Raw genomic sequence first — 23,472 nt, forward strand, 5'->3', positions numbered from 1 at the left:
GATAAAAAAGGCCTTTGAAATAGCCAATACTGCCGGGATGAGTGAAGAAGAGCTGGAAGCACAGTTTAAAAGGCACGATTTTATCTACCTCCAAAAGAATTCCATCGAGTTTGCCTTAAAACAAGGCATAGAACAAGGCATACAGCAAGGACTGGGAAAAGGCAAAAATGAAAAGGCAATAGAGATCGCGAAAACTCTCCTAAGTTTGGGAGATGACATTGAGAAAATATCAAAAGCTACTGGTTTACCAATAGGCGAAGTTAAAAATCTTGCAAATAGAACTTAGCTCCGCCTTCTATTCCTACTCCTCCGCACCTTTGCTCCCTTGTCCCTCTGTTCCCCGCTTCCCGGCTCACTTCACTACGACCAGCCCCTTTCGGAATGGCTCACTCTACCTGCCGTTCAACGTAAGTAGGCCACCAAGCAGCCTTTTTTGAGGCCTTTATCCGAGAGGCTTCTTGAACCGACCATGTCTAGCAATTTTCTTATCCCAAATTTGGTCAGCAATTTATTCAAACTATCTTGATCAGAATATAAAATCCCCTTTTCTTTCATATATTCTTCTGTCTCTTTGGTGAAACCTTCCTTGCTGAAGAACCAGCATATCGCCTTTTCTATCTCTAAGGCCTGACCGGCAATCTGGCACTTCTCCTCAAATTCTTTGACCTCACCCAAACCTGCCTTCTTACCAATCCAATATTTGCTTTCAACAAACCAGGCCAACAATTCCTTTTTGCCGATTATATCAATTTGCACCTCCCTGGAACCAGGCAGACTTAACCTTTTACCTTTTGTCCAGTTAAACCTGGGCAATAAGACCTTTTCATCCGTATTAAAATAGTGGTAACCATCAACCTCTTCACCCGCCCATTTCATCATCAAAAGCTCAATAAATCTTTCAGCCACAATCCCTTTATATTCATCTATTTGTTTAATCTTCTTTTTGTACTCGATAACCTTTTCATCTTCGACCTCATCCGGCGTCTTTTTATCGCCCTCGATTAAAAATATGTGTCTTAGAGAGCAGTAGAGCAATAGAGCAGCAGTTCTGGAACTTTCAGAAAAGTCTTTAACTACTGGGCTACTGCTCTGTTGAGCTATTAAAAATAATTCTTTAATCTTTGTGTCTTAGTGTCTTTATGGCTGAACACTTACGATTACTTTAACTTTAGTAATGGTAGATATGGAGATTCTGGACGCGGAATCAACCTTTGGTTGGTACAATCTACTAACAAATCCATTGCTTCAAGAATAATTTGACCAACCAGTGCCTCACTATTTGGCTGACCAATAATACAATCAACATCCGTATCCCGTTCTCCCACCCGGACCGTAACTACACCGGCGCGAGGTCTCTCTTCTTTACGCTCATCTGCATAACTTACAATGACTTTTCCCCGCATCCGTAATCCCAGTCGTTCTACTACTTCTTGCGGTAGCATTAACATCGTTGCTCCACTATCTACTAAGGCCTTTATTTCTACGGCGCGTATCTGTTCCTCTAAAAGTTCTCCATTTAAGTATCGTTCTCGATCAAAGGTATTTTCTAACCATAATGGAACTTTAACCTCTCCCATTACACACCTCCTGTCCACAATGTCAGTGAATGCACTACCGACTTTGTTTTCTCCGCTGTCTTCTTTTCTATAATTTAGCCCTCCTGAATATCTTATTAATCAAGCAAACATCCCTTATTGATGGGAAAAGGCTTAACCTTCTCTTTTTGTAACTGTTCAGGTAGGTAGGCAGATTATAGAGAGAGGTGGGCAGTAAAACAATTATATTTTTGAGCCGCTTGAAATATTTCCCCCAATTGAGAAACAACAGGAATTTGGGTAACTTCGATAGCCTGAAGTTCTTCCACAAACTCCGCTCCTCGTTTGCTGGAGATTCTTTGCCTTCTTACCGCTACATTCAGCCCGTTGGCTATTTCATAGAACCAAAGTCCCAGGACAACCAATTCAATTTCGGAAGCTGCCACCTTTTTAAGTATAGCCCTTGCTTCCTCGACAAATTCCTCATCATCCAGCCACCATTTTAGGGCTACAGAGGAATCCACCACCAATCTTTTGGCCATAAAACTATCTTCTCCCCTCTTCAATTAACTCCTTAACCTTCAAAGGGGCTACTTTAACGGGGTTTCTTCCCAACAACCTTTTTAACATGGCTTCTTTATGAGGTGCAAGGGCTTCCCCCTTTTTCATTCTCAGATAGTCGTCAATGGCAATCAGAATGGCATTCTTCTTATTCTTGGCGCCGGTGAGATTGACTACCTCATTTAATACCTTGTCCTCTATTTCCACCATAGTTCTCATGGCTGATTCCTCCGTTACACTTTGCCAAATCTCATCAACTTTTTTACTTATTTTTTACTTGTCCTCTTTTTTATTTAGCTTTTTTAGAATGGCCTTCTCTGTAGGAGATTAAAAAAGCTATCAGGGCGATAATTAAAGTTCCCCTCAGGATAATATAAAAACTCTCCCTTTCATATTCCTCCCTTTCTGGCGGTATAATAAAAAATGCTATTTATTATGGTTATATGGGGACGGAGATGGAGAAGACAAATAGCCGCTCGCAGATAGGAGTAAATTGCTTTCTCCACCCACGTTCCTCATGTACCCCTTGATCCACTAAAGTTAAAAGGTTCTTGTTATTTCATACCCTCTATGGCTATCTCGATACCCTCGTTCAAAATTTCCTTGATAAAGGGATCCTCTTCTGTAAAGTCCTCAGTCCTGTAAGGATGTAGTTCAAACCTTGTATCTATTTTTAAAATAAAGGGATTAATTCTTTGCCTGTCATAAAAGCCGATTCCCTGGAAGTCTCTTGAAACCAAAGCGATATCAATATCGCTCCATTGATTTGCCTTTCCCTTAGCATAAGATCCAAAGAGAATTACCCGCTCCAATCTAATGCCGACTGAAGTGACCATATCATGAAACCTTTGTATTTTTTTTATCACCTCATCTGGGATAGGAGCCATTGGTACATCTCCTTTATCTTAGAAAACTGTTCTTGCGTAAATTCCTTGGTGCACATCTGATAAAATTTCTGTTTTATGTCCGGATACCGAACCTCTCTGTTAAAGTCGTTTACATCTGCCAGAAATTGCCGTTGCACTTCTGTAAGAGGAAGTCGCGTGTGCTCAGATAGTCTGACCAGATTATGAATCCGTGGGGGTGATTCCTGATTATCTCTGACATAAAAAGCCTTGAGAACTTTTTCAAGGACCAAATGACCGATAAAAAGGCACCAGTCATATTTCTTGTTCTGGAAGAGAGTTTCCGCGGCTTCCAAATCATGGGCGGCTGAACTAAGCCAATACTCAATATATCTTTTCACTTCCGGACTCCCTATATTTGTAACCGTTCAGGTATAGGTACACGGATTAGCACGGATAAATAACAGAGGACAGAAGGCGGAGTTGTAGGGACAGAGCTTATCCCTGTCCGTTCCATAGGCGGACAACCACAAGGGTTGTCCCTACAACCTAATCACGGACACGACTCCCGGACACGGTTCACGGAAATCCGTGTTTCATCTGTGTGCATCCGTGGCTGAACGGTTACTTTTTGCCAGCAACTCCTTTGGGATAAATAATCCTGTGCTAACTTTAACCTGTTGCGTTAAAGATTCCCTAATCATCCTCCCTTTTTAAACAATCTCGGCTTGTGTTAATTCTTCTTCGTGACTTAGTGTCTTGGTGGTTGAGTAGTTACTTCCTTCTTCATTCAGCAGCTTTAAAAGCTCACTACAAGCCAATTCAATATCTGAATCAGAAGGCTCGGTTACAAAAAAGTATTTGTCAATTTTGAAGCAGGTCATTTCTATCGCCCTTTTCAAAATAGCGCCATTTTTTGTAAAATCTAATGAGTCTTTTTCTTCATCTATCCACTTTATGAGCTTCCGAAGACTGATTAAATCATTGGCGAAATAAACATGGTCCACAAAGTTAAATCTATAACAAGGTCCTAAGCTGATAACTGGTTTCCCAAGTATGGCCGCCTCTAAACCAGGAGTTCCTGTAATTGTTGCCGTGGCCATCGATTTTTTTATTATTTTAATTGAATTTACAAAGGGATGGATCAACTTAACCCGCGGGAATCCTGCAATGGTATCCATCCAATAGGATGGTCTATTCCCAATAGCTCCCGGATGCTCTTTAACCAGCACATATACACCTGCCGGAACACTTCTGGAAAGTAATTCAACGGCATACATCTGATTTGCAAAATAAGGTTCAACGGCATTAAGTGAAGCCTCTGGTTCATAATGCAAAGGTAAATAGATGTAATCTAACTTACTTAGTTCGCTTTCTGGTAAGTATTTACGTCGCATCTCCTTTCTGAAATTTAAGAAGTTATCAATACTATACTTTAGTTGCGTTGATAAATAGACTTCTCCTGATTGTTTGCTTTTAGCTATCTTAATTCTAGCATGCTTATAAAAGGTTCGGGACAATTTTTTAATTAAATCATAATACGTTCCTTTACGCTCCATTTCAGGAATTATGCTTCGAGTGAAAGGAGCTATGTCATCTATTTCACTATCGTTAATCTGGCTTGAAGCAGACTTAGATTTATTATAAATTTCCTCTAAATACGGAATATGACCAAATCTTTCCTGCTGCCAATAGTAATAAGAACCATAACTTAACAGATTTAAACTATAAATAGGGATCTGGTTTTTATGGCATACGGAATATACAATTGCACCTTCGAAGCCACCAACGATTCCAGGAGAGACAAAGGTAGGATTCACTTGTTGCAAGAAATCACTAACCGATTGAAAGACATCGAAAATAATGTGCAGATGTTTCTCATACGGCATGAATGATAGTCGGCCAGGATGGTAAAGACCTCCCGTAACCCATCCAATTCCTAAATGCCTATCAGGAGAGATTATATCTGCTAAATTTAAATTATATTTCTCTTCAAGATACTTACTTTTGGCGATTATATCATCTGGGACAGGAGAGGTCTTGGCTTTCTCTACCACAGAATGTAGATCAAGATAACCTGAGCAGAATTCCCTCATATAATTAGGTAGCATCCACATTGGATGGACAGAAAAGCCAAATATCTCCCAACCATATCTCTGCTTAAGGGTTTCTGCTATCTGCCAATATGGCGATCTTATCAAAAACACGGCCTTTTCTTTCATCTCAACGACCTCTTTTGTTCCAAAATTCTTTTTTCGGCGGAAAACTACTCAACCATGTGTCGTTGGGCCTCAGTGGCTAAGTAGTTACCTTTTGGCAATCCTAACTTCACAATATTCCTGTACTTCCCATGCAAAAATACCTGTTCTTTGTATACCCCTTCTTTCTCAAATCCTAAGGAAACAAATAGGTTATAGCTCGCCATATTTTCCTCCACCATCCCGGCAGTCAGTTTATGCAAATTCAACATATTGAAGGCATGATCTATAACGAGATTACACGCTTCTTTACCGATCCCCTTCTTCCAGTATTTCTTCTCTCCTATAACTATAGAAATATCGGCATTGCGATTTATAAAATCTATCAGGTGAAGGCCCACTGTGCCGATTAATTCATCATCTTTCTTGTGAACAATGGCTAATTGAATATCAGAAGGACTGGCATTAATCCCTTTCATAAACTTCAATTGTTTTTCCGGCGTATTAGGAAACCTTCTTTTATCCATATGATAAGTTACTTCCTCATTGTTAAACCATTGATACCATATTTCTATGTCACTCTCATTAAAAGGCCTAAGATAAATCTTCTCTCCCTCAATAAAACAACCCTTCATCTTAGCTCCTTGTGACTCTCCCCCATATTCTTAATCTTTTCCACCAGAAAATGGCTTACTCTTTCACTTGCACCATAAATGATTTTCGTCGAAGTTTTACTTATTTTATCTGGCGCTTTATGCAACAAGATATTTAGAACACCCCGAAGTTCTTGACGGGTTGTAACGCATGGGGTCAATTCGTTAGCTGTGTCTGGAGACCATGATTTTTCCGAAATACGAGGAAGAACTGCCAATGTTTGCTTTCCTAAAACTACAGCCTCCATCATAAGCATAGATGTCATACCAACAACCAGGTCAGCAATCCAAATCAACTCAAGAGGGTCTCCTCCCACGCTAAAGAAATCGACCTCTTCCAGGTAATTATTGAACTCTTCCCGTCTGTTCTTGGGATGAAGGCGGATAACAAGGTAAGGTTTTGGGTCCAGATCAGAGAGCGCATCTAAGATTTCCTCAAGAACGATAGCTGTCCGACTATCATTGTCCCCACGGCCATAGAGGGTATATTGTGGCGACCTATGCATCACTTCGTACTCACGACCGTCAACATGTTCTGAAACAAACACCACAATAGGTCGCCCCTCTAAAGACGCTTCAGGCAATAGGCGTCTTTTCAGTTTTTCTCTATCCTGTCTATTAAACATTTCGGCGGCTTGCCGAACCCGATCATAGTTAGGATTGCCACAAATCTTAATTTGTTGGCCAGGATATCCAAGTTTTTCAAAAGTTCGCTTAGTTGACTCATCAGGAACGAGAAGCCAATCCGGAGCGTGGGTAAGCGCTGACTTGCTTTTGCCCCGAAACCTCAATTCAGCATCGACCTCCATGTCGATCATCCCCACTGTGGGAATTCCTTTGGCGCGACTACAATCAATAAGCGACAAGCCCAGGGAATCTGCATTTTGAGAAGTTCCAATAGATAATAACTTCGGTTGATATCTATCTACGATCTCTTCTGCACGAACACCAGTCTGGACGGATTCTACTTCAACCCCTCGCTCACGTAAAAATGTAACTGCCTTACCGTCGGCCAGGACAATCGAAGTAATATCTTGTTGTCGGAGCAATTTGGGAAGTTCAGCCATATAATTCGCCGCACCCGGATCTTCTACAAAAAATAGGATATCAGTCTTAGTTAGCATTATCAGATCGACCACCTATAGAAATAACTTCGCTCTTCTTGTGGGCAGATTCAAAAACAGCTTCAACAACCATCTCTGTTTTTAAGGCTGAATCCCCTGGGCTTTTAAGGACTTCGCCTTTTATCAAAGCCTCGGACAAATTATCGTACATACGATAAAGGGCATAGCCATAATCCGTAGTCTGAATGCTTGCCCTCTCAGAAGCAACCTCCATAGCGCCTTGAAGCGATCGGCATGAAACACGTGGGTATTCTATGACCGTTAATCCTTCTTGCAAGATTTCTAACCTACCCCGCTCCCCCCAGAGATCGAGGCTGCACTCTCGGTAATGAGAAAATCGAATTGGCTCCATTACAACCGAGAGGCCACTTTCCATAAAGAGGATAAAGGCAAGATTCGTATCACCGCGTATTGGCCCTTCGGTGAAAGCCTGGAAATAAGGAATAGCCTGCACAGCCTTAACTTCTCCAAGAAGCATTCGGACTAAATCGATCATATGGGTGCCATTATTGATCAGACCATTGCCGTAGATTCCAAAAGCCGCCTGAACTGATCCAATCTTCTCATAAAGACCACCGTCGGCTAATCCTTGCATCATTTTATCGGTGCGTCGAGTAAGATTAACTTGAACCAAGATATTACGGCTCTGGCAGACGTGGAGAAAATTCTCAGCATCTTTTACTGAAAGTCCCAGTGGTTTTTCAACTAACACCGCGCGCAAATTGGGTAAAGCCTCAAGCATCTCCACCCTGACTTCAGGAGGCGTGGCAATAACCGCCACCTCGATTTCCTCACGACAACACAGGTTTAATATCGTCGTGCTGGTCTCCGGAATGTTCCAACGTTTCTCCGCCAGTCGGCAGGCATCTTCTGAACTATCGACCACAGCATTCCAGGCAAAGGCTCTATGCGAGGCCAAGACCTGGGCGTGCGAGGCATACGGAATACACTCAGCCATTGCCGGATCATCCGCATAGGCTGCCCCGATGCGGCCAAATCCAATCAACAATGTCTTAAAAGGAGATATTTTCATCTAACGGGCTTATTCTCACAATACCTGTTAATCTCCATCAGTTCCGGCTCTTTGTGAAGCAAATTAACAATCTCCTGGGCTCCAAAGGCCTCACCATATCGAGACTCAAGACGGCGGTATATTTCTTTGAGAAATTGAAGGTCTTCGGGATAATCCAGATAGAGACGGCAGTCTTGTGGCAACAGCCAACGCGGGGAGGCCATCAGGTGAATTATGCGATAACGCTCTGGGTGCTCGTAAAAGTATAATGATACATGCTCACGGACCGCCGGATCATCAATTTTCTCCTCCACCTCTTCCAGATCAGCCAGGCGAAAAACCTGGACATAAAGCCCTGGCGGAAAAGAAAATCTCTCACAATTGGTTACCATATCGCAATTATTGGCAAGAAAAGTATTAACCCCTATATCAACCACATCAGGATCAGTGAGGATACAATCGCCGGTTATTTCCACAACTACCTCGCCGCCGGCAGTTTGCTGAGTCTCCACTACCCGAAGCAATACATCATCCTCACTACCTCGATAGCATTTCACACCTTCTTTCTTGGCCCAATCTTCAAGGGCATCATCTGCTGCTTCTACTGAGGTAGCAAGGATAATATCATCTAATGTTCGGCATTGCCGCAAACGCCGAATCAAACGCGTCAGAGCCGGTTGACCGTTTAAATCGGCCAGCATTTTCCCAGGAAATCGCGATGAGGACATCCTTGCCTCGATACTGGCCACGACTTTGGGTTTTCTTTTATTCGTATTTACATGGTGGCTCATTTCCGCTCCTCCAGTTTCTTAAGTTCATCACGATGTTTATGAACCTTTCGAACTGCTTCAATAAGCAGCTCTGTTTCAGGTTCGGACACCTTGAATCCACAGACATCAAAGCCAATAAGCTCTATTTCGTGCATACGTTCTGCCACCGGACAAAGCCCTTTTTCATAAACTCGATCCGACTGGTTAAACGGAAATCCCTGGCTACCTATCGCTATACGTTTATGAAAAAGCGGTAAGAGATATAACGGCGGCAGGTAACCTAAGAAGTTTGGAAAACCTTCGGTTTCAAGAGCCCTGGCAAAAGTCTCCCGGGAAACCCCTATTAATTCCGGATCAAAGCGCATTTGCCACATATAATAAACATGGCGGCAACCCTCTCGGGGAAACGGAGGAATTAAGCCTTCAAGATCTTTGGTGCCTTCATTGAGTTGTTCGGCCAGTCTTTCGCGTCGACCAATATGATAATCAGCCTTTTTTAGCTGCTCCAAACCAATCGCCGCACAGATTTCGGTCATGCGAAAGTTAAACCCCACCATATTTACAATATTTTGCACCCCCGCCCGTTCAACACAAGCTTCGGCATGATTACGGATCAACTGTAAGCGGAAAGCCAAGTCATCATCATCAGTAAGACATACACCACCTTCACCGGTGTGAATATGCTTATGGTAATTCAGGCTGAAAACTCCTATGTGACCGATTGTTCCAGCGAAGCGGCCATTTTCTGTGGCCAGTGGAGCCTGGGCGTTATCTTCAATGAGTTTGATGCCTTTTTCATCAGCGAGGGCCTTTAATTCTGCCAGGGCGGCGGGGTGCCCAAACAGATTAACGACAAGAATGGCTTTGGTCTTCGGCGTAATATGTTGTCTTACCAGCTTGGGATCAAGGCAAAATGTATCGGGTTCGAGATCGACAAAGACCGGAATACCACCGTAGATAAGAGGAGCCATAACTGTAGCTGACATAGTGAGAGGCGGAACAATGACCTCGTCTCCGGGTTCAATGCCAATAGCCCCCATAGCCGCATATAGACCCGAAGTAGCGGAGTTCACTGAAACTGCATGCTTGCTCCCAAACCGACGCGCCCAAGCCCCTTCGAAAGATTGCACCATTGGCCCGCCAAAAAACTCATCAGCCCACGACCCGTAAAAACCGGACAAAAAACCCGAACGCATGACCCGATTAACAGCCTCTATCTCCTCAGAACCAATGGAGTTGTACCGGACTAAGGGGGTATTTAAAACCGGGTCTCCCCCCAAGATTGCTAATTTACTCATATATTTAACCTCCGCATATTGATTAAATTGATTCTCACGTTATCTCATAATTTTCATCGGGGTATAACCGAACAGGAATGCCTGCCTTGCTCATCACCCCTTTCACCATATTCGGGGTGTACTTTGTATAATGATATATACTTCCCGCGGCTACGGCTGACGCATGCCCCTCTTGAACAGCTTGAACGAAATCGGATAATTTTCCAGCCCCGCCCGCAGCAATTACAGGGATATCAACCGCGTCTGATATGGCTTTAATCAGATCGATATCATAGCCTTTCATTAGGCCCTCATGTCGTATAGAATTGATCAGGATTTCACCGGCGCCAAGTTTTTCCACACGTTTCGCCCACTCAACCGCATCAAGCCCTGTAGGCTCTGAACCACTTCGGATATATACTTCATAGGCGCCATTCGTCTCTAGCGCATCAATCGAAACGACAATACATTGACTACCAAATTTCTCCGCCCCCTTAGTAACAAGCTCCGGCATCTCCACCGCCGCCGTATTGATTACGATCTTCTCTGCTCCAGCTTGAATAATTTTTTTCATTGTTTCTACAGATCTGATGCCACCACCAAACGCAAATGGCACATATAGCTCCTCAGCAATATCTCTTACCAGATCCGGATCAACATCTTCCTCATCTACCGTTAATCCCCGGTCTAAAAGAATGAGTTCATCGACCTGTCGTTCCTCAAATACCCGCGCGATCGAAATGGGATTGGCTACCGTGCGCGGATTCCTAAATTGCACTGGTTTTTTCAGCAGACCATCTTGAATAATCAAAATTGGTATGACCCGTATTTTAAGCATCTCCTTTAATCGTTTCCTGGTTTGTAAGTTTTACAGTAATTCATAAAATTCTTCAATACCTGCAGACCATAACGTTGACTTTTCTCAGGATGAAACTGAGTGGCAAAGATATTATCTTTTTCTACCGCCGCTACAAATCTATGACCATATTCACATGTAGCCGCAATAATTGACTCGTCTTCACATACTGCCTGATAACTGTGCACAAAGTAGAAATCCGGATCTTTCGGAATTTCTGAAAACAAAACCGAATGATCAGAGGCGACCACGTTATCCCATCCTATGTGGGGAAGCCTGAGTCCCTTTTTATCGGATTGGAGTCTGTGAATGGTCATAGGAAGAAATCCCAGACCAGCACGTTTTCCCCCTTCGTGGCCTTCTCTACCCAAAAGCTGCATTCCAAGACATACGCCGAGAAGGGGTTTCCTGTTCTTTATCACCGCCTTACGCAACGCCTCGATAAGACCAAGGCCCTCCAAGACGTTCATCCCGCTATGGAAGGCGCCCACACCAGGCAACACCAAAATATCAGCCTCTTCAACTGCATTTATCTGTTTAGAAATAAGTGCCTTATATCCAAGGTGCTCGATGGCTTTTTGAATATTTCGCAGATTGCCGGCTTCGTAATCGATTATAGTTATCTTTAAAGACATAGCCACCTTCCTTAGGCAACTTTAGCTAAAATCTGGTTTTTTGTACGACGTACTTCCCAACTTTGCCAGGGATTTCGTCTGAACTCAATATACTTTTCTTTCATCACTAAACTTCCATCAATATCTCGAACAAGCTCGCCGTCTTTCCTTTTAAATAAGGCTTTGTTGGTAAATCCCTCACAAATCTCATCGAATTCCTTTTTAGTCATTTTGAAATGTTCGCAAAATCTTTCGACACACTCCTTGGGATACCTTCCGTCATATTTCTCAACCAGCCTGACCCCCTGTTCTCTATCAATGACCCCGTTACGAATATCATAAGAGGCAGAGTCTGTGGCCCGACCATATCCATATTTCACATATTTCAAGTAATCGTGGAGATTCATCGATAGACAATCCAATTTTTCATGGTCTGTGTATGAAATTTCAATCCTTCCTGTTCTTCTTTTCCAGCCAATACCTTCTATTATTTTAAAGTTTTCAGGGACATTCCACTTAAAGTAATATCCCATAAAGACACCAACTCCTCCCCACCTTGCAACCTCTTCTTTTGTTGGATAAACATATAATTTTAAATCCGAAAGTAAGATACCCAGCTCTTCCGAAACCATATCTTGAGGGCGCAGACCATTAAGACAACCATAATCATTCAACCAGTCTTCATCAAAGATACGTTTATTGATTTCAGAAACAGTCTCGGCCCCTCCATATTCCATTTGGGGAGATTCACCCCATAAAATGAGCGGGATATTAAATCTTATGGCGAAGTGAACGGGCACACTCCAGATTCCCATATGATTCGCCCACTCCATATCACCTACTCTTTTAAATCCTTCCAATATTAATTTGTCATAAATAATCGGGTTGCGCTTGAAATGGATCAGATCAACCCCCAGCTTGCTAATATTTTCGAGATTACGACGGCCAATTTCTGTGGGTAAAGTTGGTTCAAAGCAAACACATAAAGGGCTTAGGCCGTAAACAACCTTTGCGTAATATATAGTTAAATGGCTGTCCTTTCCACCACTGACGGGGATTACACAATCATATCGGAGTGGATCTTTTTGACGGTATTTTTCAATAAGCTGTTCAAACTCCTTTCTTCGCTGATCCCAATCAATACTGTCTTCATGCAGGCCATATTTTTTTTCAAATGATCGACAAGCATCACAAACCCCCTCTTGGTCAAAACGAAGATCCGGTCGGGTATCCGGGGTAACACATTTAGTGCAAAACCTCATCTTAACCCCCTCCTTTATCTTACAGTCAACATCACCTACATGGCTGGTAGTCTGATTATCCTTTTTTTAAACTATATTCCCATTTTGAAAATCACTCTTGGCCCCATAGAAATCTTTAATATTCCCGATATCGCGCCAGTATTCATCTATAGGAAAGGTCCCAATGGTTATCCCTTTGGAGAGGAATGAATTAATCAGCATGTCAATATCGTAATAGCTGTCGGATGGAATAAATTCTATCAATTCAGGGCTCATACAATAAATGCCGGCGTTAATAAAGAAATCGTATTCGGGCTTTTCGCTAACCCCCATGACCTTCCCGTCGTGCACATCAACCACTCCATAGGGGACATCGTAATGATACATTCTCAAACATACGGTCAAAGGATTACCGCTACTTTTATGTTCTTCCAATAAGTTACGGAAGTTAACTCGAGTCAAAATGTCTCCGTTCATAACAATAAAGGGAAACTCGATCGCATGGTTTTTTAAAAGACTTATCGCACCTATGGTCCCCAGTTGTTTTTTCTCTTCTAAATAAGTTATTTTTACTCCCAGATGTTGACCGTCTTTAAGATACTTTTTTATCATATCGCTTTTGTAATTTACAGTGATATAAAAAGATTCTATTCTGCAATCGGCAATATGCCTAATTACATGTTCAATAATCGGTTTGCCGCCGATTCTTAAGAGCGGCTTGGGCATATCCTTTGTTAGCGGCATCAATCGCCTTCCTAACCCCCCGGCCATTATAACGGCACTGTTGGGAAGGTCTATTGATCTTAGCAGTTCGTTCATCCGGTATAGATCGACAAAGTTCCCCTCCTTATCCACCACCGGTACAGGATCTACGCTCTTTTCCTTCATTAGGGCCAGGATAGCGTTTTTCGACATATCAGAAGTGGCGACCACTGGATGAGGGTTAATAACAGTAGCAATTTTGTCTTCCAGTTTTATGCCCGACAGGATGCCTCGTCTTAAGTCACTATCCATTATAATACCCATCAGTCTTCCATCTTCAAGGCATACTAATATCCTCTCCCCCGTATCATTAAGCAGGCGATAACATTCCAATAAGGTATACTCTTTGTTAATTATAATATCCTTGATATTAACATTGTGATCCATAAGAATTCACCTTTTTATACCTCATACCTCTATAGCCTTAATCATCCCCTCAGCGTCTTTGTATTCCAATTTGGCTTTATCTTTTGTTCTCTGCCAATATTCTTCATTGAGATGGCTATTTATTTCCATCAACTCCGAATTTTTTCTAAGAAAACCCACCACCTCATCCAGATTAAAAACTTTTCCTTCCTGATATAATGCCTCAAATATCCTGGTAAATAGCTCAAGGTCTTCCGGATAATCAAGGGTAAGACGGGCTTCGTCCAAAATATGTTCCGGTTTGATAGGGTAAACCACCTCATTTTTGCACAGGCCGGCTTTTGTGAAAAAATAGATAAAACCCGTATCGTTGTTTTCAGATTGATAATGTTGATAAACCCTTTCCATCGCCAGCCGGGTAAAACTCTTGGAGGCAATCCCCAACGGCAGTTTCTCGCAGGTAACAATACCGAGTGATGAGTCGCTTAAAAGTCTTTCCATGGTCAGGTCCATATACATGGTATCACATAAAATATCATCCCCATCGACCTGGATAACCGCCTCAAAGTCATATTCGTTCATGGCATCATAAAATCTCTGGATAATATCATTGGTGCTTCCCCGAAAAATACCTGCCCCGTAAGCCTGGACTATTTCAACTAAGGGGTCATCGCTCTCTTCTCTGGTGGTGCAAACCACTGCCTTGCCTTTTTCGATATACTTACTGGCGAATACCCTGTCTAATAAATGACAAACTATAGGCTTGCCACAAATCTTTTTGATAGCCTTAGCCGGTAATCTTTCCGAGGCCAGCCTGATAGGTATTAAGGCACCGTATTTTTTCAAAACAACCCCCCTTTTATCTAAAATAGTTTATGGTTTTGGCCAGGGCTTCCACCCTGGGTTTAGCCTCTTCTATCGAGCCATAATTATTAACAAATTGCATCAGTTTAGGCTGAATTTCTTCAGCTACCGGGCAGATACCTTTAGGATAAGAAAGGTCATTATAAATATAAGGGCATCTTTTCTTATACGCCTCTGAAGCAAAAAGGGTTTCTTCATAGGTCAATGTCCAGGCAGCATAAATGCCATCGCCGCCAAATTCAACATACTTCTTTCTGAAGTCCTGCCACGAGACATCTTCTCTTTCATATTTAACCGTATAACACCAGTAAGTGTTAACATATCCTTGGGGGACTTTCTGGGGGACTAAATAATCACAATCTCTAATAACTGCCGCATACATATTGGCGATATCGCAACGAAGTTGAATAAAAAATCCCATCCTCTCGGTTTGGGCCAATCCCAGGGCAGCAGCCACTTCGGGCATGCGATAATTATAACCGAAGGCATCGTGACGTTTATAACCCGGATCCTGGAAGATATCTTTATTCAGCCTGATTCGGCCATCGCCGGATTTCATGGCCGCATACCCCAGGCTCCCAAACTTTCTCATCTTGATAGCCAATTCTTCATTATTGGTCACCACTATGCCACCATCACCGGTCGTTATCTGCTTTGAATTTTCCAGGCTGTAACTGGTAATATGGGCTATTTCGGCAATGGGACGACCTTTATAAATGGCCATATGCGCCTCAGCCGCATCATTAATGACAAATATATGGTGCTTCTCCGCCAGTTCCATTAGCGGGTCTAAATCACAGGGCAAACCGTATAAAGATACGGGCATAATTGCCCTGGTCTTCTCGGTAATCTTTTTTTCTACATCCTTAGGATCTATGTTGAAGGTATCCGGTTCAATATCGGCAAAAACAGGAATAGCATTCTGGGCCAGAATTACATCGGCGTTGGATATCACGGTCAATGGTGGAATAATAACCTCATCGCCTGCTTTTACTCCTACAGCTTCCAGGGCAGCATGTAAAGTAGAAGTTCCGGAATTAAAAGTGATGGCGTATTTTGCGCCTACTGCCTCAGCAAAGGCTTTTTCAAACCTATTATTCATACTTCCCGAAGTACTGGAGCCGAATCCTGAATCCAAGACTTCTCTAATATAGTTAAATTCTCTATCGGTAAATCTCCAGGTATTTTTCATCTTGACCTCCTCTTCTGTTATTAGCCCCCTCTTGGACCGAATTAAATTTAAACTCATCCCTAAAACAACCTAAATAGATATGGTCACAATAACCCTCTTCAAATCTATCCTGTTTCCGGAATACACCTTCTTGCTTAAAGCCTAACTTTTCAAAGACTCTTATCATTGCAGGATTTATAGCCATAGTTCCTGCCGTAAGCTTCCTTATTTTAAGCTCCTCAAAGAGATATTGGCAAACGGTATATAGGGCATCGGTGGCTATTCCCTTGCCCCACTTTTTCTTATCTCCTATTAATATCCCAACGTCCGCTGTTCCGGCATGTCGGTCTATTTTACTAATCCTAACAGTCCCAATAAACGAATCTTCCTGTTTATAATAAAGAGCCCAGAAAATATCTGCCTTTGAATTAGTGACGGCTTCATAATACTGCTTCACCTCCTCAAACCCAACAGGGGTAATAACATAATCCAAACGGTTAATCGTCTTAATAACATCGTAATCGCGCAGCCATTTAAGATAGTTTTCATCATAGAGATGTTTTTCGCCAAATGGCACTAAGTAACTAATTTTTCCTTCTAATTTAACCATAAATATAACCACTCAGCCGCTAAATTATTATCACTTCTATATAGTTGTCCAGCCCCCATCTACCATTAAAGTGGTTCCGGTAATATATGAGGCCGCCCTGGAGGCAAGAAACACAACCGGCCAGGCAATTTCATAAGGGCCAGCCATTCTACCTAAGAGGGTTTTGCCGGAATATCTCTTTATAAATTCTTCGGACTGATTATTATAAATACCACCTGGACAGACTACATTTATCCTGAGGCCGTCATTCCTAAAATAACTGGCCAGATATTTAGAGTAGGCGATAATCCCTCCCTTAATAGCTGAATAGGCGGCGGGGGTGGTCATATCCGTACCTTCATAAATAGTGAAATCAGGCGCCACAGTGCCATATATCGAAGCTATACTAATAATAGAGCCTTCTTGGCGAGCCGCCATTCTTAGGGCGATTTCATTAGAGCAAATACAATAAGAATTAAGCTGTATATCTACATCCCTCCTAAAGCTTTCAGTCTTAACGACTTCCAGCTTATCTCCCCAATCTTCAGTCCGGGGATAAGCGTTATTTACCCATACATCAATGTTTCCGTATTTCTTCTCTAAGTTTTCTATATTAACTTTTATTTTTTCGAAATCAGTAATATCGCCCTTCTCATAAAAGATATTGTGGTTTGTATCCCTAAGATCTGAAGAAACTTTCTCCCCTCCTGAACAATCAATATCCAGCACAATAACCTTTGAGCCACTCTCAGCGAGTGCCTTGGTTATAGCTGATCCCAATAAACCGAGGCCTCCGGTTACCACGGAAAGCTTTCCTTCTAAGGAAAATGGATCTCTGACGGCCATTAAGGCTTACTCCCCCAATTAAAAATCTTCCTTATTTATAATCTCATCGTATTCAATATCTCTTTTGGCGGCTTTGCCTATTATGAAGTCTACATATCCAGGCGCTATCCCCTCGGCCGGCCTTTTAAAATCAAGCATGTCTTCTTTAAAAATCTCTCCCTTCTTAATCTCTCTGGCGGCCACAATACTCCTTCTAAAGGCCTTCAGCCTCTCTTCATCCTCGTTAACCATAACCCTATGGGTGCCCAATGCCTGGCATATCCTTTTTGACTCTTTTACTATAATCTTCATCTCCATAAAATCCGCCGATACTTTATGATCCCAGCCAAACATATTTTTATCCAAGGTAAAATGTTTCTCGATGAGACAGGCGCCTTTGGCCACGGCAGCAAGTGGTATAGAAAAACCGATAGTATGATCAGAAAATCCAATAGGATAAGGATAAGCCGTTCTTAAGGTATCGATGTTGTTTAAATTTACCTGCCTATCTTCAGGGGGATAAAGTGATACACAGTGAAGTATTACTATCTTATTATTACCCGCTTCTTCTATGGTCTGGATGGCCTTATCTATCTCGCTTAATCTACTTAGTCCTGTTGACAGCACTATGGGTAGATTTTTCATCGCGATATAGTGAAGAAAAGGATAATTACTCAAGTCCATTGAAGCTACTTTAATAAAACTCACCCTTAACTCCTCAACCAGAAAATCAACTTCTCGTTTGGAAAAGGGCGTGGAAATACAATCAATACCCATTTCGTCAGCAAATTTTTTCATCTTTCGCAGTTCATCTTCTGAAATGGCGAACTTATCTACTATCTCTTCCAGGGTATAATCTGTCCTCTCCCTGTAGTCATCAGCCAAAAAGTAGTTTTGCTCATAAACCTTTTTGGAAAAGATGGTATCCTTTGACCATGATTGAAATTTAACGCAGTCAGCCCCTGCTTCCCTGGCCTTCGAGATTAACTGCCGGGCCAGGTCCATATCGCCATTATGATTGGAACCAAGTTCGGCAATTATGTAAGGCCGGCCATAGTCATATACCTCTTTGTCCTTTGTTAATTGTATCCTCATAGGTTTAACTCCCCGGGCAGTTTCACCTGCTCCCACCATAATGGCTTATGGATATTAAGACCTTTGATTTTCTCTATATATTCTTGGCTATATGCCTTATCGGCCATATCTTTCTTTAATTCTTCAAATCCTTTATATAGCGGCCTAAATTTGTTATCTATTTTAGAGAAATTCTTATAATGGAGGAGCTTAACATTAATTTCTTTCTCTACTTTAGCCTTATCAATATCAGAGGATAACCCTACCACATTGTCTTGGTATATCCGGTAAAATGTAACTGCCTCATTGGTAAAAACCGCCCGACAGCCTTTTTTTAGAAGCGTACTGAATAAATACCAGTCAACCGCTATCAAATCTTTATCGAAACCCACCCCTTCCCGCAGACATTCCCATCTTAGAGATGTATTACTAAAACCAAAAATGTTTTTATCGCTTATGAAATCAAATCTTATCTCTGACCGGTTATCTATCCGATTAGAAAGATATAAGGAATTAAGAACCTCTCCCTTCTCAGATACAGGCGTAAGGTCGTTAGCCACGATGTGGTAATACCTTAACAGTTCTATGCTCTTTTCTACTCTATTCTCGGAAAAAAAATCATCACTATCGGTAAAAATAATATATTCGTAACCCTTGTGCTTTATATAGTTTATTGCAAATTCTCTTATTTTAGCCGGCGTGTCTTCATATCTTATTTCCCTTATGTTTAGGCGGTATTTAGCCTTAAACTCATCCAGGCCAGCAAAACCGTCATTAATTAAGATTAAATCAAAGTCCTTATAAGTCTGCTTCTCTAAAGATGATAGATACTCGTCTATAAACTTTTCGATTCCGGAAAAAACTACACCTAAAACTGCGACCCTATTTTTGTGAGTCATTTCTCCTGCTTTACCTAAAATGGTATGGCTCATAAAGGTTACGGTTACAAGCCGAGATAGGCCTGTTCCCCGGCATAATTGATCTCTCTATTGGCAAATCCTCCCACACCAAGCAAGTATATACTTTTAGTTATGAGTTATGGGGGACGGTGGTGTAGGAAACAACTTATTTCTTCCCCCTTTAATCCTAAAGATGAGGCGTCAATCATTTCAGCTTTTTCCACCTTCTTCCTTCCTCTTCTTCAACTTTTCCCACCTCATTTATCGTAAAGCCTGTAATTCTGGTAATATCTTCTATACTCATCCCAAATTTAATCATATTTCTGGCTATTTCCTTTCTCCCTTTTTCCAGCCCTTCTTCTATCCCCTCTTTCCTCCCCTTTTCTATCCCTTCTTTTATCCCTTCTGTCCTCCCTTCCTCTATCCCCTCTTCTCTGGCACCTTCAATTATATCAATCTCACTGGCCAGATTCATTAAATATCTCCCATACCTCTTTTTTTCCGCTTTGCTCATCTTCAGGATGTCAAGCTTCTCTGTTACTTTCTTTATATTCTTTGACTTAAAATCATCTCTTATGCTCTCATTCTTTAAAAAGTATATCCATTCATCTAAGTCGCTCCGGATGACATTCTCAAACTTCTCTACTTCTATCAGATAATACTGGGGATAGATATCCTTTGTCTCTATTGTCTTTATTGTCTCTTTATCTTTACGCCTTAAAACTAAGGGGTTATTGGTATGTATCCCTCTAAACTCCGTATTTCCACAATAGACATAATCATCAACCTTTTCTCCTAAGGTAAAATATAATATACTAATTGATATTACCTTTTTTATCTTTTTATAAGGCTCGCCAAGTTTCAGGTTGTCTATAATCAGCTTTGATGTCCCATATAAAAGCCTCTCCAGATAATGAATTTCTCGCTCATTCTGTATCTCTATGATAATATATTCACCCTTATCATCAACCGTAAGTAGATCAACCCGGTTAAACTTATCGGTTTCATCTTCTCTGTTTGATTCACTTTCAAGTAGATTTATTATTTTTATATCCTTCTCTAAAAGTGCGGTTAGAAATCCCTCTAAGATATCAAAGTTTGATTTATCTCTCAAGATATGTTTCGCCGCCCAATCAAATCTTATCAGCCTTTTTTCTTCTACTTCTTGCATCTTATGATTGCCTCCTTAGGCCTTGATACTTTACTCTTCAGGTAGATAGACTGAAGACTGAAGGTTACTCAGGTGAAAAGTGTAAAGTGGCTATTTGGGCGATTGGCCACGAGGCCTCACTTTCTTTATTAATAGTATCGGCTATTTACCAGAAATTATTTAGCTTTGATTTTGAACGTTTTAAATGTTCTAAATATATTATACCAAGTTCTCTGGATTTTGTCAAGAAAAAAAATCATCCGTTTCATTCTTTCTCTCTGCTCAAAGTAACCTTTAAGTCTCTCTGTTATTATATCTGACATCTTTCATTCCTTCTCAAGCCCACCTAATACAGCTCGGCGAAAGTTACTGGGCGGTTTCCGTAGGGTTCGAGGATTCAAGGGTTGCGGGGATTTCGGCGAAAATTGACCGGAGCAGGACCATAAATTTATCAATGTCTTCCACATAAAGATAATCTCCATTAATAATTTTTGAGTATGCTTGAATCCCGATCGGTAATTTCTTCATTTGGCAGGGACCCCTTTTACCGTGATCCCATCGGCCACATCATTTACCACTACAGAACCGGCGGCTATTATAGCCTTTCTACCTATTTTAACTCCTTGAATAACTGTAGCCCCCGCGCCTATGAAAGCACTATCACCAATAGAAACACCTCCTGAAATTACGACCCCAGGACATAGGTGAACATGCCAACCAATATTACAATCGTGTTCAACTATAGCCCCGGTATTGATTATAGTATTTTCTCCAATGGAACAATCTGCCTGAACAATTGCCCCGGCCATTATCTGAACGCCTTCGGAGACTTGGATATCTTCCGAAATAATAGCTCGTGGATGGATCAAAATCGGTACAGAAAAACTTGCCTCTTTAACTTTCTCGTATAACATCTTTCTTTGGCTGTTATCTCTAATACTCCCTACGGCAATACAAGCATTCTTGATTCCTTTAGCATATAACTGGGGGAGCAAATCATCATTACCTAAAACGGATATCCCTGAGACGGATGAGCCTACTTTAAACTGCGAGTCTAATATCCCGACGATTTCGTATTGTCCAGAGAGTCTGATAAGCTCTATCAAAACCCTGGCGTGCCCTCCGCCCCCTATTATTATAATCTTTTCCATCGGTTTTCTTACCTTGCCTATTGGAGAAAGTATCTACCCTAAATCTTGTCCCGGCTAATTCAATAAAGGCACCCACTTCAGATTAATCTTTTATGTCCTCGTAAGTAATGAGTTGGATACTTAGTTCCTGACAACTCTTCTTCCCTTCTTCCTTCATATTCACGGCCACAAAGATCATTTTAGGTAGGATACCGGTTATTTGTTCATAAAATTTGGCCTTACGATGCAGAATGGTTACATCCCCTGAGCCTGCTGATGATTTTATCTCTACCAGATAGTCCTCTCCATCCTTAATTAAGATATCTCCTTGTATCTCCTGAGGATAGCCAAAGACAAATCCATCCTTGTCCTGAACTTTCCACTCTTTTACCTCTGTTACCTTAAGATTTTTTAAGAAAAGCTCCTTTAGGGTATTCCTGATAGTAGATTCAGCAAAGATTCCCCATCGGGCACCGACCGTATCTATTTTTATGTTCACATCTCGCAGGCCCTTATTCATCGCTGTCTCCAATCTAATTTCTAAATCCCTTATCGCCTTTGATTGGAGTTCAAAGCCCTTACGCATTTCTTGAACCAAAGATTCAGTTCTAATTTCTAAATCCCTTATCGCCTTTGAGTGCAACTCAAAACCTTGGTGCATCTCGGAAACTAAGGTCTCAAACCGGCGGTCCATGGCTTCAAACCTGCGATCCATGGCTTCAAACCTGCGATTGGCTTCCTCTCGACTAATCCGAATTTCTTCTAAGACCTGTCTTAATTCATCTTTGGTAGCTAATGTCTCGCTCAAAACAACTGATACCTCACGCCTGAATTGAGCATCTTTTTTCAGAAGTAAGGGCAGCCTCTCCAGGATATGCCTTTCCTCTTCCTTTAATTTCAGCATTCTTCCGGGCATAATACCCTCCTTTGTAATTTAGAACGCTCTCGGATAAAACCTGTTCCTGACAAGTTCAGGAATTGTGCCTTGATTTTATTAGTCTCTACACACCACGAACTTTCCTTTTACCCCCAAGATTCTCTTCCTATTTTTGATTTTTGACTGCCGATTCCTGAGCCTGTCAGAAACAGGCCTTAGATTGGACATACCTGTTTTAAAACCAACTTTTAATCAAAAATCGTAAATCTTAAATCTAAAATCCCTGATTGATTACTCCTCTAATTTTATCCGAGAGGCTTCTTCAGTTGATAAAATATCTGCTATAATCATTGGTATTGGTTTCAGTTCTCGACGCAAAGGATCAAGAGACAAACCCAGTGCCTCCAGTGTAAAAGCACCTAATAGTATACTATCTCCCTCTTCACCAAATATCACATCTGCCCCCCCTATTTTATCTCTATACTTGAAAAGGGCAACTCCTTTTTTACGCATAATCTTGGTGCCATCTGCTAATCGAAATTCTTGTTCTGTTAATGGTTTAATTCCAAGTCTCTCTAATATCTGATGGGGGACTACTGAATAAATGGCACCCGAATCAATAAGAAACTCAAGTTTCTCTGTAACATCAGGAGCACTTACATTACCTACCTCCATCTCCAACACTGTCAGCCCCATTCTTCCCACCCTCTTTAGATAATTCTCTCGGATAAAACCTATTCCTGCCCCGTATTTAATACGGGGTCAGAAATTGAGCGTTGATTTTATTAGTCTTCACACACTGTGAACTTTCCTTTCATCCCCAAAACAGGCTTTAGATTAGACGTATCTACTCAAAATCAAGTTAAAAAAGTAAGCTCATTACAGATTATAGTGCTATGGGTTAAGTTTCATCTCCTTTTGTACCGACAGCGTCGGCATAAGAGCTTCCCCTCCCTTGATGGGAGGGGTTAGGGGAGGGTGAAATAACAAAATCTGCTATATAATTACCTATAGGTTCTTGTCTCCTGAACTTAAACCCTTCCAACTGTTTTGATCTCAATTGTCTCCATAGTAACATC

At 41.5% G+C, this 23,472-nt stretch carries 28 protein-coding genes; 1 reads left to right on the forward strand and 27 read right to left on the reverse strand.

Going from position 1 to position 23,472, the window contains the following annotated elements:
- A partial coding sequence (locus tag AB1797_05735; protein MEW5767114.1) for a transposase occupies nucleotides 1-286 on the forward strand: 286 nt, incomplete at its 5' end.
- Nucleotides 287-402: 116 nt separating this feature from the next.
- Here the strand turns inward: AB1797_05735 and AB1797_05740 are convergent.
- From AB1797_05740 to AB1797_05870, 27 genes are all read right to left on the reverse strand, one after another.
- A complete protein-coding gene (locus tag AB1797_05740; GenBank protein ID MEW5767115.1) occupies nucleotides 403-1,035 on the reverse strand; it encodes a hypothetical protein in 633 nt (210 codons plus the stop codon).
- Nucleotides 1,036-1,157: 122 nt separating this feature from the next.
- The gene (locus AB1797_05745) at nucleotides 1,158-1,577 is read right to left on the reverse strand and encodes a retropepsin-like aspartic protease (GenBank protein ID MEW5767116.1); all 420 of its coding nucleotides are present in this window, start codon (nucleotides 1,575-1,577) and stop codon (nucleotides 1,158-1,160) included.
- A gap of 173 nt (nucleotides 1,578-1,750) precedes the next feature.
- The gene (locus AB1797_05750) at nucleotides 1,751-2,077 is read right to left on the reverse strand and encodes a type II toxin-antitoxin system VapC family toxin (GenBank protein MEW5767117.1); all 327 of its coding nucleotides are present in this window, start codon (nucleotides 2,075-2,077) and stop codon (nucleotides 1,751-1,753) included.
- A 4-nt stretch (nucleotides 2,078-2,081) separates the two neighbouring features.
- A complete protein-coding gene (locus tag AB1797_05755; GenBank protein ID MEW5767118.1) occupies nucleotides 2,082-2,315 on the reverse strand; it encodes a type II toxin-antitoxin system VapB family antitoxin in 234 nt (77 codons plus the stop codon).
- Nucleotides 2,316-2,650: 335 nt separating this feature from the next.
- Nucleotides 2,651-2,983, reverse strand: coding sequence for a nucleotidyltransferase domain-containing protein (locus AB1797_05760; protein MEW5767119.1), 333 nt, complete (start codon nucleotides 2,981-2,983; stop codon nucleotides 2,651-2,653).
- Nucleotides 2,959-3,342: a HEPN domain-containing protein gene (locus AB1797_05765; GenBank protein ID MEW5767120.1), complete on the reverse strand. Its 384-nt coding sequence runs from the start codon at nucleotides 3,340-3,342 to the stop codon at nucleotides 2,959-2,961. Before AB1797_05765 ends, AB1797_05760 begins: the two co-directional genes overlap by 25 nt.
- 312 nt (nucleotides 3,343-3,654) lie before the next feature.
- On the reverse strand, nucleotides 3,655-5,163 hold the full coding sequence (locus tag AB1797_05770) for a hypothetical protein (protein MEW5767121.1): 1,509 nt from the start codon (nucleotides 5,161-5,163) through the stop codon (nucleotides 3,655-3,657).
- A 44-nt stretch (nucleotides 5,164-5,207) separates the two neighbouring features.
- Nucleotides 5,208-5,774, reverse strand: a complete 567-nt coding sequence (locus tag AB1797_05775) for a GNAT family protein (protein MEW5767122.1) — start codon at nucleotides 5,772-5,774, stop codon at nucleotides 5,208-5,210.
- Complete coding sequence (locus AB1797_05780; GenBank protein ID MEW5767123.1) at nucleotides 5,771-6,916, reverse strand: hypothetical protein; 1,146 nt, start codon at nucleotides 6,914-6,916, stop codon at nucleotides 5,771-5,773. The genes AB1797_05775 and AB1797_05780 overlap by 4 nt, the downstream gene beginning before the upstream one ends.
- Nucleotides 6,906-7,949, reverse strand: coding sequence for a Gfo/Idh/MocA family oxidoreductase (locus tag AB1797_05785; GenBank protein MEW5767124.1), 1,044 nt, complete (start codon nucleotides 7,947-7,949; stop codon nucleotides 6,906-6,908). The genes AB1797_05780 and AB1797_05785 overlap by 11 nt, the downstream gene beginning before the upstream one ends.
- On the reverse strand, nucleotides 7,946-8,719 hold the full coding sequence (locus tag AB1797_05790) for a glycosyltransferase family protein (protein MEW5767125.1): 774 nt from the start codon (nucleotides 8,717-8,719) through the stop codon (nucleotides 7,946-7,948). The genes AB1797_05785 and AB1797_05790 overlap by 4 nt, the downstream gene beginning before the upstream one ends.
- A complete protein-coding gene (locus AB1797_05795; GenBank protein ID MEW5767126.1) occupies nucleotides 8,716-9,996 on the reverse strand; it encodes a DegT/DnrJ/EryC1/StrS family aminotransferase in 1,281 nt (426 codons plus the stop codon). The genes AB1797_05790 and AB1797_05795 overlap by 4 nt, the downstream gene beginning before the upstream one ends.
- Before the next feature lie 34 nt (nucleotides 9,997-10,030).
- Nucleotides 10,031-10,813 (reverse strand): HisA/HisF-related TIM barrel protein, encoded by a 783-nt coding sequence (locus AB1797_05800; protein ID MEW5767127.1) that lies wholly within the window; start codon nucleotides 10,811-10,813, stop codon nucleotides 10,031-10,033.
- Between the two features lie 5 nt (nucleotides 10,814-10,818).
- Nucleotides 10,819-11,466 (reverse strand): imidazole glycerol phosphate synthase subunit HisH, encoded by a 648-nt coding sequence (gene hisH, locus AB1797_05805; protein ID MEW5767128.1) that lies wholly within the window; start codon nucleotides 11,464-11,466, stop codon nucleotides 10,819-10,821.
- Nucleotides 11,467-11,477: 11 nt separating this feature from the next.
- The gene (locus tag AB1797_05810; GenBank protein ID MEW5767129.1) at nucleotides 11,478-12,707 is read right to left on the reverse strand and encodes an N-acetyl sugar amidotransferase; all 1,230 of its coding nucleotides are present in this window, start codon (nucleotides 12,705-12,707) and stop codon (nucleotides 11,478-11,480) included.
- Between the two features lie 66 nt (nucleotides 12,708-12,773).
- Nucleotides 12,774-13,835: a nucleotidyltransferase family protein gene (locus AB1797_05815; protein ID MEW5767130.1), complete on the reverse strand. Its 1,062-nt coding sequence runs from the start codon at nucleotides 13,833-13,835 to the stop codon at nucleotides 12,774-12,776.
- 21 nt (nucleotides 13,836-13,856) lie between these two features.
- Entirely contained in the window at nucleotides 13,857-14,660 is an 804-nt protein-coding gene (locus AB1797_05820) for a hypothetical protein (GenBank protein ID MEW5767131.1), read from the reverse strand.
- Nucleotides 14,661-14,673: 13 nt separating this feature from the next.
- Nucleotides 14,674-15,870 (reverse strand): DegT/DnrJ/EryC1/StrS family aminotransferase, encoded by a 1,197-nt coding sequence (locus AB1797_05825; GenBank protein ID MEW5767132.1) that lies wholly within the window; start codon nucleotides 15,868-15,870, stop codon nucleotides 14,674-14,676.
- A complete protein-coding gene (locus tag AB1797_05830; protein MEW5767133.1) occupies nucleotides 15,842-16,459 on the reverse strand; it encodes a GNAT family protein in 618 nt (205 codons plus the stop codon). Before AB1797_05830 ends, AB1797_05825 begins: the two co-directional genes overlap by 29 nt.
- A gap of 36 nt (nucleotides 16,460-16,495) precedes the next feature.
- Nucleotides 16,496-17,284, reverse strand: a complete 789-nt coding sequence (locus tag AB1797_05835) for an SDR family oxidoreductase (protein MEW5767134.1) — start codon at nucleotides 17,282-17,284, stop codon at nucleotides 16,496-16,498.
- Between the two features lie 18 nt (nucleotides 17,285-17,302).
- Nucleotides 17,303-18,358 (reverse strand): N-acetylneuraminate synthase family protein, encoded by a 1,056-nt coding sequence (locus AB1797_05840; protein MEW5767135.1) that lies wholly within the window; start codon nucleotides 18,356-18,358, stop codon nucleotides 17,303-17,305.
- Nucleotides 18,355-19,269, reverse strand: a complete 915-nt coding sequence (locus AB1797_05845; GenBank protein MEW5767136.1) for a glycosyltransferase — start codon at nucleotides 19,267-19,269, stop codon at nucleotides 18,355-18,357. The genes AB1797_05840 and AB1797_05845 overlap by 4 nt, the downstream gene beginning before the upstream one ends.
- Before the next feature lie 172 nt (nucleotides 19,270-19,441).
- Nucleotides 19,442-20,407, reverse strand: a complete 966-nt coding sequence (locus tag AB1797_05850) for an Rpn family recombination-promoting nuclease/putative transposase (protein MEW5767137.1) — start codon at nucleotides 20,405-20,407, stop codon at nucleotides 19,442-19,444.
- A gap of 503 nt (nucleotides 20,408-20,910) precedes the next feature.
- Nucleotides 20,911-21,537 (reverse strand): acetyltransferase, encoded by a 627-nt coding sequence (locus tag AB1797_05855; protein MEW5767138.1) that lies wholly within the window; start codon nucleotides 21,535-21,537, stop codon nucleotides 20,911-20,913.
- A gap of 82 nt (nucleotides 21,538-21,619) precedes the next feature.
- On the reverse strand, nucleotides 21,620-22,432 hold the full coding sequence (locus tag AB1797_05860; GenBank protein ID MEW5767139.1) for a DUF3782 domain-containing protein: 813 nt from the start codon (nucleotides 22,430-22,432) through the stop codon (nucleotides 21,620-21,622).
- Nucleotides 22,433-22,684: 252 nt separating this feature from the next.
- Nucleotides 22,685-23,089: an aspartyl protease family protein gene (locus tag AB1797_05865; protein ID MEW5767140.1), complete on the reverse strand. Its 405-nt coding sequence runs from the start codon at nucleotides 23,087-23,089 to the stop codon at nucleotides 22,685-22,687.
- A 205-nt stretch (nucleotides 23,090-23,294) separates the two neighbouring features.
- Nucleotides 23,295-23,471 (reverse strand): DUF559 domain-containing protein, encoded by a 177-nt coding sequence (locus tag AB1797_05870; protein MEW5767141.1) that lies wholly within the window; start codon nucleotides 23,469-23,471, stop codon nucleotides 23,295-23,297.
- Between the last annotated feature and the right edge of the window lies 1 nt (nucleotide 23,472).

It is taken from the genome of bacterium (assembly GCA_040753085.1).
In the GTDB taxonomy this organism is placed as follows: domain Bacteria; phylum UBA9089; class JASEGY01; order JASEGY01; family JASEGY01; genus JASEGY01.